The organism is Archangium gephyra (genome assembly GCF_049060025.1).
Lineage (GTDB): Bacteria > Myxococcota > Myxococcia > Myxococcales > Myxococcaceae > Archangium > Archangium gephyra_A.
The window spans coordinates 8,367,507-8,380,815 of the sequence record NZ_JBMEQQ010000002.1 but is presented as its reverse complement, the minus strand read 5'-3'; the positions used below and the strand labels follow the sequence as shown (position 1 = coordinate 8,380,815).

Here is a 13,309-nt window from a genome sequence, read left to right as displayed (position 1 = left end):
CTCGGTCTGCTCGGGCTGGTGCTCGTGCTCGTGGCCGGCGCGCTCATCTATGTGACCGGGCCCGCGGGTGAGGCCCGCATCCAGGCCCTCGTCGTCCAGCAGGCGAACGAGCAGCTCTCGGGCAAGCTGGAGGTGGGCGGGCTCGACCTGGGCCTGCGCTCCGTCGTCCTCACCGGGGTGAAGCTGTACGACCCCGAGGGCGAGCTGGTGGCGGAGGTGGACCGGGTGGAGGCGCGGCTGGCGCTCGCCCCCCTGCTGCGCAAGCACGTGGTGCTCAGCTCCGCGCGCGTGGAGCAGCCCCACCTCTACCTCCACCAGGACGAGCGCGGCCTCAACCTCGCGCGCGCCATCGAGCCCCGGCAGCCCAAGCCGCCCGAGGATCCCAACACGCCGCGCGGCACCCTGCGCTTCACCCTCGAGGACTTGCAGCTCGAGGACGGCTCCGTGGACTACGTGGCGGAGTCCCCCGAGGGCAACCGCGAGGTGCGCCTGGATGACCTCGATGCCTCGGGCGCGGCCTCCTGGGCCTCGGCCACCGAGGCGCTCGACGCGAAGCTCGACGCCACCGCCAGCCTCGGCAAGCCCGTGGCGGGCCCGGTGCGCCTCGCCCTGAAGGCCCAGGGCGAGGAAGGCAAGCTGAACGCCGAGGTGGACATGAGCGCCCCGGGGCTCGGGCTCCAGGCCACCGGCGCGCTGGAGGGCGAGAAGCAGGCCCACGTCGAGGTGAAGAAGCTCAGCCTCGCCCCGGAGACGGCGCGCGCCTTCCTGCCCTCCTACCCGGTGGCCGCGCCCGTCACCCTGTCGGGCACCGTGGCCCAGGCGGGCGACACCGTGCGCGTGGACCTGGACGCCCAGGCCGCCGATGGCACCGCCGAGGTGGAGGGCGCACTCGATGTGGAGCAGCTTCGCACCAGCGGCCTCACCGCCCGCGTGCGCCAGCTCGACCTGGCGAAGCTGCTGGGCGGCGGACCGAGCACCGTGCTCGCCGCGGACCTGCGCGTCACCGGGGGTGGCAAGAGCCTGGAGACGCTCGATGGCACGCTGGACCTCACCGTGCCGCCTTCCCAGGTGGGAGGCCGGACGCTCGGCCCGGTGGAGCTGCACGCGAACGCGAAGCAGGGCCGCTTCGAGCTTCTCCCAGCTCCTGGCCCAGGTTCCCGGCGCCAGCCTCACCGCACGCGGCGGAGGCACCCAGGAGGACATGCGAATCGAGGGCCGGCTCGTGGCCTCGGACCTGGACGCCTTCGCCAACACCGTGGGCCGGCTGGGCGACGGCGAGCCCCTGCCCCTCTCGGGCCGCGGCGCCCTGGACTTCACCGTGTCCGGCCCCGTCCGCCATCCCGCCGCCAGCCTCAAGGGCGGCTTCGAGTCCCTCGCCTGGGCGGACACCTCCATCCAGGGCCTCACCGTCGACGCGCGGGTGCCGGACGTCACCCAGCCCCTCACCACGGATGCCACCCTGAAGGCCACGAAGCTGAGCGCCGGTGGCCGCACCTTCGAGGACCTGAACGCCTCGCTCCTCACCCGAGGCCGCGCCCTCGAGGCCACCGTGAGCACCGGCGGCGCCACGGACCTGCTCGTCTCGCTCACGGGCACCGTGGACAAGGACAACGAGGGCCTCGGGCTCGACACCCTCACCCTGCGCTACCCCGAGGCCGGTTGGACGCTCCAGCGCCCCACCCACCTGGGCTGGGGCAACGGCCGCGTGGAGGTGGCCACCGAGAAGGAGCCCCTCACCCTCACCTCCGGGCCCCAGTCGCTCTCGCTGGCCCTGCGCATGGAGGGCGAGCACCTCGACGCCCGCACGGAGCTGCGGGACTTCGACCTCGGACGGCTGCCCAAGGCCTTCCTGCCCGCGACGCTCGACGTGGACGGCCAGCTCTCCGGCCAGGTGGCGGTGAGCGGCCGCATGGCCCGGCCGGACGCCACCGTGGACCTCACCCTGCGCGGCGGCCGCTACCAGCAGTACGCGGACCTGGGCTTCGATCTCCAGGGCCGCTACGTGCGAGACCGCGCCACCGGCACCTTCGCCGCCAACGCTCCCGCGGGCCGCATCTCCGCGAAGTACGACGTGCCGGTGCAGGCGCTGATGAAGCACCGCCGCGAGCCCGTGGACCTGGAGCTCACCCTGGACCGCGTGGACATCGGCCCCGCGCTGCGCATGGCCGGACAGCCCGAGTCCGCCACCGGCATGCTCTCCGGCACCATGACGCTCGAGGGGCTCGCGAATGATCCCCGCCTGCAGCTCTCGCTGAAGGGCTCGGGGCTGCGCTACTGGGGAGTGCCGCCGCAGCAGCCTCCGCCCGTGGTGCTCGCCCCGGGCGCGCTGCCCGAGGAACTGCGCCGCGAGCCGCTCGGCTTCGAGCTCACCGCCCGCTCCGATGACAAGGACGGCACGCTCAGCGCGAGCCTGGACCTGCAGGGCATCGGCTCGAAGGCCACCGCCAGCATCGCGACGCCCTTCACCCTCGGCCGGTTGCTGACGAACCCTCCCACGGCGGCCCAGGCGATGGACACGCCGATGCGCGAGCTGAAGGCCGACATCCGCGAGCTGCCCCTGAGTCTGCTGTCGCAACTGGGCGTGGCCGACCGCGCGGGCGGCCTGCTGTCGATGACGGCCAACGTCACCGGCCCCCTGCTGGCGCCCGTGGGCGAGCTGAAGATGGAGGCGCGGCGGGCCACGGTGAATGGCCTGCAGCCCCTCGACGGCACCCTCGCGCTGAACACGGACAAGGACTCCGTGAGGCTCCAGCTCGCCGCGCGGCGCGAGAGCACGCTGCTGGCGGAGGTGGACGCCCGCGTCGAGGCGCCCATCGCCGCGCTGCAGGACCAGGAGGTGGTGGGGTACATCCCCTTCACGCTCGCGGTCCGGGCCGGCCCCATCTCCCAGCGCGAGCTGATGGGCCTGGCGTCCGCCGGCCCCGGGGCTCGAGCCCCCTCCGTCTGCCGCACCGAGGAGGACGACTCCCGAAGCTCCGACATCCAGAATGTCCTCTCCCTGAGCATGAAGGCGCGCGGCACGCTGGCGGATCCGCAGGTGGACCTCACCGCGGGCGTGCAGAACATCGGCCTGAGCCAGATTGGCCTCGGCCAGGCCCGCCTCCATTACACCTACGAAGACGCCCGCTCCGTGTTCAACGCGCTCCTGTCCGCCCCCAAGGGCGGCACGCTGCTGGCCAAGGGCGAGGTGACGCAGGACCTGTCCCTGCCCGCGCTGCGCCGCGGCGTGAACTTCGCCCGGGTGCCGCTGGAGGTGGACGTGGACGCGCACCAGTTCGACCTGTCCTTCCTCTCCGGCGCCCAGCTTCCCATGGTGCGCTCCATCGGCGGCGTGCTGCGCATGGACAAGGTGCACGTGGGCGGCACCGTCGGGGCGCCCACCTACCGCGGCACGCTCGAGTGGGTGAAGGGCCGGCTCGCCCTGGAAGGCATGGGCGACTACCAGAACATCCACGTGGCGCTCGACGTCACCGACAAGAACCTGAACCTCTCCGACCTCTCCGCCACCAGCGGCGGCGGCACCCTGAAGTTCCAGGCCAAGGCGAACCGGACGTCGCCGGACGTGTACTCGCTCACGGGTGAGGGCACGCTCAACGACTTCCCCCTCGTCTACGAGGACCAGCTCCTGGCCCTCCTGCGCATGCGCACCCAGTTCGAGGGCGAGGTGTCCAGCAAGCTCGTCAACCTGCGCAACCTCACCATTCCCGAGGCCCACATCCTCCTGCCCGATGCCAGGCGCAAGGATCTCCAACCGCTGGACCGGCCCGAGGGCATCGTCCTGGTGTGCAACGGGACGCCGATGAAGACGGCCCGGCGCAAGCGGCCCACGCCCGCGGCGGACGCGGCCGGCCCGGGGACCGCCACGGGAGGCGCGGGCCCGGTCCATGGGGAAGACGCGCCGCAGCGCCAGTACTCCATCAACGTGAACGCGCCGAAGAACCTCTGGGTCCGGGGCTCGGACGTCAACGCGGAGCTCGGCCTGTCGGAGAACTTCCGCGTCGAATACGCGGACACCACCTCCATCTACGGCGAGGTGCGCGTGCTGCGCGGCGAGGTGGAGGTGATGGGCCGGCGCCTCACCGTGCAGAACTCCAGCCAGGTGCGCTTCACCGGCCCCGCGGCCATGCCCTACATCAACGCCACCGCCGAGTACGCCAACGAGCGCGCGGGCGTGAAGGTCTTCGTCACCGTGCGCGGCCAGGGCAAGGAGTTCACCATCAAGCCCACCAGCGAGCCGCCGCTGCCGGAGACGGAGATCTACACGCTGCTGGCCACGGGCCGGCGCACGCTCAAGGCGGGTGGCGGAGGCTCGTCGATGAACCAGGGACAGGTGGCCTCGGTGCTGGGCTCGGCGCTGGCCTCGCAGGCGCGCAAGGCCCTGGCCGCGAAGCTGCCCCTGGACGTGTTCACCATCGAGGCCGGTGAAGAGGGCCTCGCCGGGGCCCGGCTGGAGGTGGGCACGTACCTCACGGACGACCTGTACCTGGGCTACACCGGCCGCCTGGGCGCCGCGCAGAACCAGTCCCCCACCCGGCGCGAGAACAACAACGCCGTGCGGCTGGAGTACCAGTTCAGCCCCCAGTGGAGCGTCGAGGGCGAGTACGGCGACGCGCAGCAGGGCGGCGCGGACGTCATCTGGAGCAAGGATTACTGACGCGCCTGGCGCGAGCGCCCGGCTGATTCGACCAACGATGGATTGACACCCACCTACCTCGGCGGACGAAATGCCCGCACGCTCCGTGAGGGCGCCACTTCGAGGGGGTAGTTCATCGTGCGGACGGCAATCGTTTCTTTCGCTCTCGCGGCCACGCTGCTCCTGGGGTGCGGCGACCCGGAGGCGTGCCCGGAAACGGGAGCGGGGACGCTGGACCTGACCATCACCGGGCTGCCGGGCTCCGCGAGCCCCCGGGTCATCCTCACGCGGGGCTCCGAGTCGCGCGAGGTCACCACCGCCGGCCGGGTGGAGGGGCTCGCGGCTGGGACCTGGACCCTCGCCGCGGAGCCGGTGGCCGGAAGCGGAGGATTGATCCGCGCCGCCTACGACGCCCCGGCCCGGCAGGTGTGCGTCCGGAACGGCGAGACGGCAGCGGCGGCAGTCGACTACGCGCTCATCCCGAGCAGCCAGAAGCTGTGGCTCTCCACCAGCAATGGGGCCGCCGAGGTCGAGGCGTTCTCCGCGGCGGACCTGGGCGTCACCGGTTCCCCGGCGGCCGCCGTGCTGCTCAGCTCGAGCCCTTCCATTCCGCGCGCCTCGGGGCTCGCTTTCGATCGCCGCGGCAACCTCTGGGTGGCGCTGGGCTCGGGGGAGCTGAGGCGGTATCCCGCCGGGGCGCTGGGAGCCTCCGGGGTGAAGACGCCGGATGTCATCCTGACCGGCAGCGCGCTCGGCGCCGGGACACCGGGGCCCATCGCCATCGCGTTCGATGCCGCCGGGCACCTGTGGACCACCATCGGGTTCAGCAAGAAGGTGCTGCGCTTCGGCGCTTCGCAGCTCGCCTCCAGCGGCTCCCCCACTCCGGAGCTCGAGCTCACGGGGCTGGGAGTTCCCACCGGTCTGGCGTTCGACGCCGCGGGTCACCTCTGGGTGGGAGACAGCACCTCCGGAGCGCACCGCGTCCACAAGGTGGCCGCCGCGAGCCTGGGCGCGTCCGGGGCCGTGAGTCCCGTGACGAGCATCGACGCCAAGGACACGTCGCCGGTGGTGAGCTTCACGGGGCCCACGGGTCTCGCCTTCGATGCGGCGGGGAACCTGTGGGTCGCCTACGGGAGCAGCGGCGCCGTCGTGCGCCTCACGCCCGCGGACCAGGGCGGCAGCGGCACGGTGACGCTCACTCCCGGCATCCAGATAGATGCTGGCGGGCCCAAGGAGATTGCCTTCGACGAGGGCGGGAACCTGTGGATGGCCTACAACTCCGGGAAGATCTCCCGCTTGAGCCCGGCCCAGCTCGGCGCCTCCGGAGCCCCCACCCCGGAGGTCGTCATCACCAGTCCCGAGCTGGGGGCCACCTACGGCGTCGCGGTGTATCCTGCCCCCGCGAACCTGCCCCTGTTCCATCGCCTGCCGTAGCCGTTACCCATGCGGAGCCGTCCCCCTCCGCTTCACCCTGGAGAGTCCATCTTGAGCTCGAGCACCCCTCGTTACGACCTTTGGGCACAGGAGACGCGCGCCAACCCCGTGCCCGTCTACGCCCGCATGCGGCAGGAGGCCCCTCTCGTCCGGCTGGTCGACCCCTACTACAAAATCCCCGTCTGGGTGGCGACCCGCTACAAGGACGCGGTGGAGCTGATGCGCGACTCGCGCTTCACCAAGGATGTCCGCAAGCTTCCCGACAGCTCGCCGTCCAAGCAGATGCGCTCCGGCTCGTTCGATGCCATCAGCCAGCACATGCTCTCGGCGGATCCGCCGGACCACACGCGCCTGCGCACGCTCGTGTCCAAGGCCTTCACCCCGCGCCGCGTGGAGGAGCTGCGCTCCCGCGTCACCGCCATCGCCCACCGGCTGCTGGACGCCGTGCAGCCGAGCGGCTCCATGGACCTGCTCGATGCCTTCGCCTTCCCCCTGCCGGTGACGGTCATCGCCGAGATGCTCGGCGTGCCGCAGGAGGACCAGGAGCAGTTCCGCGAGTGGACGAACATCGTCATCAACCCGCCCACCGACGGGAACATGAAGCCCATCGAGGCCGCGGGCATGCAGTTCGTCCAGTACTTCCAGGGGCTGATGGCCCGGCGCCGGAGCGAGCCGCGCGATGATCTGCTCAGCGCCCTGCTGACCGCGGAGGAGCAGGGAGACCGGCTCTCGCCCATCGAGCTCATCAGCATGCTCTTCCTGCTGCTGGTGGCGGGCCATGAGACGACGGTGAACCTCATCGGCAATGGCGTCTGGGCGCTGCTGCAGCACCCGGAGCAGCTCGAGCGGCTGCGCGCCAACCCGGCCCTCATCGACTCCGCGGTGGAGGAGATGCTGCGCTACCGCGGCCCGGTGGAGACCACCACCCAGCGCTGGGCCCCGCAGGACCTCGAGTTCCGCGGCCAGGTGATTCCCGCCGGCGAGACCGTGGTGGCCTCGCTGCTGGCGGCCGACCACGACCCCGAGCAGTTCGCCGAGCCGGAGCGCTTCGACATCACCCGCGAGCCCAACCGGCACATCGCCTTCGGCTTCGGCATCCACTTCTGCCTGGGTGCGCCCCTGGCGCGGCTCGAGGGCACCATCGCCATCAACCTGCTGCTGAAGCGGATGCCCCGGCTGCGGCTGGCGGAGGACCCGGCCCGGCTGCGCTGGCGTGACGGAATCCTCGTCAACGGCCTGCAGCGCCTGCCCGTGGCCTTCTGAGCACGGCCCGGGCGTTCATGCCAGGATGGGGGGGCACATGCACCTCCCGTGTCCCCACTGCCAGCACCCCCTCACCCCCGGAGCCACGTCGTGTCCGGGTTGTGGCACCTCGCTGCTGCGCGAGGCCACCCCGGGGGGTTCCGAGCCCACGTGCGCCTTCCACCCCCACCGGGTGAGCCTGGCCATCTGTGACCGCTGCGGCTCCTTCGCCTGCGCCGAGTGCCTGCGGCTCAACTCGCGCCGGGAGGTGGTGTGCCAGCGCTGCCATGCGTTGGATCAGGACGCGCCGCTGCCGTGGGACCGGCGCGAGGAGCTGGGCACCTTCACCGCCTGGTGGAAGACGGTGGTCCACGTGATGCTCCACCCGGACACCTTCCCCACGCTGCGTCCCCAGGGGAGCGCCGGCGGCTCGCTGCTGTTCACGCTGCTGTGCTCGCTGCCCACCAGCTTCATGATGGGCCTCCTCTACCTGGGCCTCTTCGCGTTCCTGCCCTCGCGGCTCGCGGAGGAATTCAGGGAGGACACCGTCCAGGGCTGGATGGGGCCCTTCATGTTCGCGTTCTGCATGATCGCGGGGCCGCTGTTCTCCCTGGCCTCCACCGTCATCTTCGCGGGGTTGGATCACCTCGTGCTGATGCTGGGAGGCGTCAACCGGGGCTTCCAGGTGACGTTCCGGGCCCACGCGCTCTCCCAGGCGCCCTGGGTGCTGGGCCTGGTGCCCTGCGTGGGCATCTACGTGGCGCCCGTCTGGGCGCTGGTGGCCCGTGCCTTCGCCTACCACGGGCTGCACCGGACGACGTGGGGCGTGGCGCTGGCGGGAAGCCTGCTCACGCCCCTGCTCTCCTGCTGCATGTGCGGCGGCGCCTACCTCTTCATGTTCAACCTGATGCGCGGCCTCACCTGAGCCACCGCCCGCCTCAGAGGGCGTAGGTGGCGTAGCAGCTGCCCACCGGGCCGGCGCCCGAGATGGGAGCGCTCGGAGCGGACTGCCACGCGCCCTCGGCGCCGCACTGGTGCCACTGCGAGTCACCGCTGGACTGCACGCACGTGCGCGCCGGCACCGAGCGGCCCAGCGTGGCGGACGAGCACCACGGCCAGGAGGCCGTGCAGGTGGTGGGCTTGGTGGTGGTGCCCGCCGTGAAGGTGCCATCGGCCTGGCACTGCCGCCAGATGGCGTCCGAGGAGCTCTGCACGCACGTGCCCACGGCCACGTTCTTCTCCAGCGTGCCCGTGTAGCACGTGACGGTGGTGCCGCCGCCGGTGCCCCAGTTGTACTCCGTCTTGAACTGGTTGTACTTCACCGCCACCAGCGACGAGCCGCCGATGTCGTTGCGGCCGCACTGGATGGCGTACGCGCCCACCCACGGGGTGTACGTGTAGAGCGCCGCGGTGGCCTTGTTGACGGGCCGCACCGAGCACGGATCCGAGGTGCTCTTCGTCACGCCCGGCTTCCACCCGGAGATGGTGGCCCGGCCCGCGTCCAGGTCGATGAGGTAGCCGCGCAGCTTCTTCGCCGAGCACTCGATCTGCTTGCCGAAGCCCGCGTACGAGGAGCTGCACCCGCCGCTGTCCGGGCAGCCGCAGCCGGTGGCCTTGGCCAGGTTGGTGGAGGTGCCGCTGGTGATGAGGCTCGACTCCGTCTGGATGCGGGCCAGCATGTACAACGGGCTGATGGTCTGCAGCTTGGACTGCTCCACGATGAGCGTCGCCGCCGTCTTGTTGTTCCAGGCCGGATCCTTGTAGGTGGCCAGGTACGAGCCCTTCTGCTGCAGGAACGCCTGCACCTGGGCGACGGTAATCCACTGGCCGCCGGTGATGTCCGTGTCCTCCAGCAGCCGGTGCATGTCGTACTCGGTCGTGGCCGGCTCGAGCACCTGGCCCGTGAGCTCGTCCACCACCACTTCCTCTTCGGAGGGACCGCAGCCCGCGGCCCACAGGGCCGGCAACAGCAACAGCGTGTATCGCAGCTTCATCACGTGCCTCGGGGATGGCCGCGGAACCGGGCGGGGGTGCCCTGCCCCACGGCGGGGGGAGGACGCGTCTTAGCACCAGGAAAGACCGGATTTCTCGTTTTTCTAGAAGATGGGGGCCAGAAAACAATCGAGCCCTGCCCCGAGACAATCCCTTCCATGTGGGACGAGTGCCTACCGTGATTGCCGATTCATTCGGGCTGTCAGGCGTTTCCGCTTCGCACGGCATTCGCGGGAGTCGACATGAGCAACGAGCCAGGCTCCGGGGAACCCGTCAGCGGCAAGGAGAGCATCCTCGAGTACGAGAAGAACTTCCTGAAGGAGAAACAGGACGGGCCGAAGTGCCCGCCGGGAGACGGAAGTCCGCCACCCGCGGACGGCTCGGGACAAGTCCCCCGGCCGCCGCATGCGCTGTGCGGGCTGGCGCTCTCGGGGGGAGGCATGCGCAGCGCGACGTTCAACCTGGGGCTGCTGCAGGGGCTGCACCAGCTGAACCTGCTGGGGATGTTCGACTACCTCGCCACCGTCTCGGGCGGGGGTTACACCGGTGGCTTCTGGACCGCCTGGCGGCATCACGCGCAGAAGCAGAAGGAGAAACAGGAGAAGCAGCAGACGAAGCAGCGGACGGAGGCGGAGCCGCCGCTCTTTCCCACGCTCGATGACAGGTCGCGAGGAACACACCTGCGCGAGGTGCGCCACCTGCGGGAGTTCAGCAACTTCCTGAGCCCCCGCCTGGGACTGCTGAGCCCCGACACGGGGAGGCTGATGACCGCGACGCTGAGCGCCATCCTCCCCGCGCTCCTCGCCACGCTCTCCCTCATCGCGCTGGTGCTCCTCGGCTGGTATGGGATTGCCTGGCTCCTGTTCGCCGGATGGGAGAAGGGGCAGACACCGGCCCTCGCCCAGCTGCTCCTCTCGGGCGCCGTGATGCTCCTGGTGACGTGCGCGTGGCTGATCTTCTGCGAGCGGCGGCTCCTCGCGCTGAAAGAGCGGGTGAAGAGGGTCCGCGGCCCGCGGACTCCCGGCCAGACGGGCTCCTGCCCGGCATCCAAGGACACACCGGCTCGCGCACAGAAGGTCTCCCGCTATTACCGGAACACCACGCTGCGGACGTCGCTCGTCGTGCTCGGAGTCTGGGCCTGGCTCCTCTACGTCAACAGGGAGAACGCCCTGACCCACCTGGGCATGGTGCTGGAGGAGACGCGGCCGCTGAAAACGGGCCTCCACCTGGGAGAGCGGCTCTACGTGTTCTCCCCCGCCCTCGCCTGGGTGGCGGCGGCTGGAGTGCTCGTGCTGAGGCGCTGGAGCCTGTCGCGGTGGATGACGCAACAGTGGCAGTGCGAGACGGAGAGCGCGTCTGATCGGCTCATCAGCCGGCTGCTCATCCTCGCGGCGCTCTGGTCGGTGTTCGCCGCGTTCTGGCTCACCGGGCAGGCCCTCGGGCAACTCCGGGAAGGCAGCCCGACCTACCAGGACTACCAGGCGCTGGTGAGGACGGGATGGATTGGATCCATCCTGGCGCTCGCGGCGCTGTTCGCGAAGGTGCAGCAGCTCTTCGGCAGGGAGGCGAGCAAACCGGTCAACCCCACCTGGAAGAGCAAGGCCAAGGCGCTCCTTCCCCAGCTCCTGGCGTACGCCACCCTCATCCTGCTCGCCCTCGGGATGGTGCGGCTGCTGCAGCTCACGGCGAAGGAAGGCCCGTACTGGCTCGGCGTGCCCCTGCTGGTGGCGGGCCTCATCACCCTGTTCACGCTGCTCTTCTTCTCTCCCAACAACGTGGGGTTGCATGCCTTCTACCGCTCGCGCATCGCGCGGACCTTCATCGGCGCGGCCCACGGACAGGCGCCGGGCCAGACCGAGCCCCACGAAGACGATGACCTGCCCCTCGACGAGCTGAAGTACCAGGCCGGGCCCTTCCACCTCATCTGCTGCACGGCCAATGACCTGGCGCCAGAAGACCCCATGCTCAATCTCTACCGGGGAGCCACCAGCGCGGTGCTCTCGAGCCTGGGCTTCTCCGTGGGAGAAGAGGGAAAGCGCTGGGAGGAGATGGGACAAGCCGCGCCCGTGCCGACCCTCGCGTCGGCCATCACGGCCTCGGGAGCGGCCCTCAACTCGCACATGGGCTCCATGTCCATGCGGATGGGACCCGCCGTCACCTTCCTCATGACCGCGTTCAACCTCCGCCTGGGAATGTGGTCGCGCCATCCCACCCGGGCGGGAAAATCGACGAAGAAGCCCGTGTGGGTGGGGCGGCCCTTCTACGCGGAGCTGTTCGGGCGTTCCCGGGCCCTGAGCGAGCACGTGCTGCTCTCGGATGGAGGCCACTTCGAGAACCTCGCGCTCTACGAGCTGGTGCGCCGGCGCTGCCAGTTCATCCTCGTCGCCGACTGCGGCATGGACACGGAGGCCGAGTTCAACGACCTGGCCAACGCGGTACGGCGCGTGCGCGAGGACTTCAAGGTGGAGCTTCCGCATCGATCTCTCGGCCCTGCGCCCGGGAGCCGACGGCCTGTCGCGCCAGACGATCGTCGCCGGGGATATCGAGTACCCGGACGGCAACACCGGAGTGCTGTTGCTCATCAAGCCCAGCCTGCTGGGCAATGAGCCGGCGGACATCACCCACTACAAGGCGCGCAACGCGGCCTTTCCCCACGAGTCGACGGGAGATCAGTTCTACGACGAGGCGCAATGGGAGGCGTACCGCCGGCTCGGCGAGCACGCCGCGCTCACGGCCTTCCGGTCCGTGCGCAAGGAGATGGAGGCCATGAAGGATCAGCCCATGGCCGCGCAAGTCTTCGCCCGCGCCCGCTACAACTGGCTGCCCGTGCCCGCCGGCTACGAGGAGCGCTACTCGCGCTTCGCCGCCCAGGCCGCGTCGCTCGACACGCTGCTGCAGGAGAAGAGCGGCCGGAAGCTGTTCCGGCAGGTCTTCAACGAGATCACGGAGCTGGACGAGCGGGCCAAGCAGCAGCTCTGGGAGCACCGGAGGGCGTTGTCCAAGCAGCCGCATGGGAACCAGGAAGAGGCAGACGGTGCCGCGGAGCCACCTGCCCCGAGCGCCCGGGAGCTGGCCGACGCACTCCACCTGCTCAGGCGCGCGCTGCTCTTCATGGAGGAGGTGTTCCTCGCGGAGAAGCTGGCCGTCCATTACAACCACCCCACCTACACGGGGGTGATGAACTACTTCGCGCGCTGGGCCTACGCTCCGCTCTTCCGGACCTGGTGGCCGCTGTTGAAGACGCAGTACTCACCGCGCTTCACCCTCTTCCTCGAGGAGCACTTCGGCCTGCCCGGCATGGAGAGGACGGACATTGGAAAGCTCTCCCATGTGGAGGGCTTCGCGATGCGGTGCTGGATGGAGCAGAGAGGCCGGCGCCCCAATGACTTCCCCCATGAGCACCCCCAGAAACCTCCGGAGTCGCTCGTCTCCTACCAGCTCAACATGCCCTACGGAGGGAGGCCCCAGTACCACATCCAGGCCGCCCAGCTCATCGTGCGCACCCGGCATGACGATGGGGAGCCGCTGCACTACGAGGAGGGAGGGACGGACACACAACTCCTCGTGTGGCAGGGAGATGACTTCTATGTGCCGCCCGGGTTGTGGGGGGCGGGCATCGGCGAGGACTTCCTGAGCCTGCTCCACTCGGACAGCAGCCTGATCACCCACGTCCCGGGCACCCATGAGGGCTGCCTCCTGGCGGTGCGGCTCCTCGTGGATCCGGACGCCTCGGCCGCCCGGCGCAAGAGGTGGGCGGATGACGTGCAACTCTACCGGTCCCATGGCTTCGCGGAGCCCGAGCAACAGCTGAAGCCCTTGCTCGATTCACTCGACGACGAGCTCGACGCGCACCCGGCACTGGAGTGGCCCGGGAGAACAGCCAGGCAGTGGCGGAAGCACTGGCTGGTCCGGCGGTTCATCCCCACGCACCAGACGGCCGAGCCGCCGGACAGAGCCTCCGCGTCCAGTGACGTCCAGGCTTCCGAGCCGCCGATGCACCACTGAAGG

7 protein-coding genes and 1 pseudogene are annotated in these 13,309 nt (G+C 70.3%); 7 read left to right on the top strand and 1 reads right to left on the bottom strand.

Translation table 11 applies throughout. From position 1 onward, the window contains the following. Positions 1–18: 18 nt before the first annotated feature. The 5 genes and pseudogenes from ACN28I_RS36720 to ACN28I_RS36700 all read left to right on the top strand — a co-directional run. A pseudogene (locus ACN28I_RS36720) lies at positions 19–402 on the top strand (AsmA family protein); the annotation flags it as partial. A 799-nt stretch (positions 403–1,201) separates the two neighbouring features. Beyond that, the gene (locus ACN28I_RS36715) at positions 1,202–4,654 is read left to right on the top strand and encodes a translocation/assembly module TamB domain-containing protein (RefSeq protein ID WP_420946554.1); all 3,453 of its coding nucleotides are present in this window, start codon (positions 1,202–1,204) and stop codon (positions 4,652–4,654) included. A gap of 117 nt (positions 4,655–4,771) precedes the next feature. Continuing rightward, entirely contained in the window at positions 4,772–6,067 is a 1,296-nt protein-coding gene (locus ACN28I_RS36710; protein WP_420946553.1) for a hypothetical protein, read from the top strand. A gap of 51 nt (positions 6,068–6,118) precedes the next feature. Further along, the gene (locus ACN28I_RS36705) at positions 6,119–7,330 is read left to right on the top strand and encodes a cytochrome P450 family protein (RefSeq protein WP_420946552.1); all 1,212 of its coding nucleotides are present in this window, start codon (positions 6,119–6,121) and stop codon (positions 7,328–7,330) included. Between the two features lie 37 nt (positions 7,331–7,367). Then, entirely contained in the window at positions 7,368–8,234 is an 867-nt protein-coding gene (locus tag ACN28I_RS36700; RefSeq protein WP_420946551.1) for a YIP1 family protein, read from the top strand. 13 nt (positions 8,235–8,247) lie between these two features. Here ACN28I_RS36700 and ACN28I_RS36695 read toward each other — a convergent pair whose 3' ends face one another. Continuing rightward, a complete protein-coding gene (locus ACN28I_RS36695) occupies positions 8,248–9,303 on the bottom strand; it encodes a hypothetical protein (protein ID WP_420946550.1) in 1,056 nt (351 codons plus the stop codon). 240 nt (positions 9,304–9,543) lie between these two features. Here ACN28I_RS36695 and ACN28I_RS36690 point away from each other — a divergent pair, with 240 nt between their 5' ends. Together ACN28I_RS36690 and ACN28I_RS36685 are read left to right on the top strand one after the other, a co-directional pair. Continuing rightward, positions 9,544–11,907: a hypothetical protein gene (locus ACN28I_RS36690; protein WP_420946549.1), complete on the top strand. Its 2,364-nt coding sequence runs from the start codon at positions 9,544–9,546 to the stop codon at positions 11,905–11,907. Then, a complete protein-coding gene (locus ACN28I_RS36685; RefSeq protein WP_420946548.1) occupies positions 11,876–13,306 on the top strand; it encodes a hypothetical protein in 1,431 nt (476 codons plus the stop codon). The genes ACN28I_RS36690 and ACN28I_RS36685 overlap by 32 nt, the downstream gene beginning before the upstream one ends. Positions 13,307–13,309: the final 3 nt, after the last annotated feature.

Coding starts and splice junctions, on each gene's coding strand:
- ACN28I_RS36715 (WP_420946554.1), top strand. CDS start 1,202: ATGCGAATCGAGGGCCGGCTCGTGGCCTCGGACCTGGACGCCTTCGCC.
- ACN28I_RS36700 (WP_420946551.1), top strand. CDS start 7,368: ATGCACCTCCCGTGTCCCCACTGCCAGCACCCCCTCACCCCCGGAGCC.
- ACN28I_RS36690 (WP_420946549.1), top strand. CDS start 9,544: ATGAGCAACGAGCCAGGCTCCGGGGAACCCGTCAGCGGCAAGGAGAGC.
- ACN28I_RS36695 (WP_420946550.1), bottom strand. CDS start 9,303: ATGAAGCTGCGATACACGCTGTTGCTGTTGCCGGCCCTGTGGGCCGCG.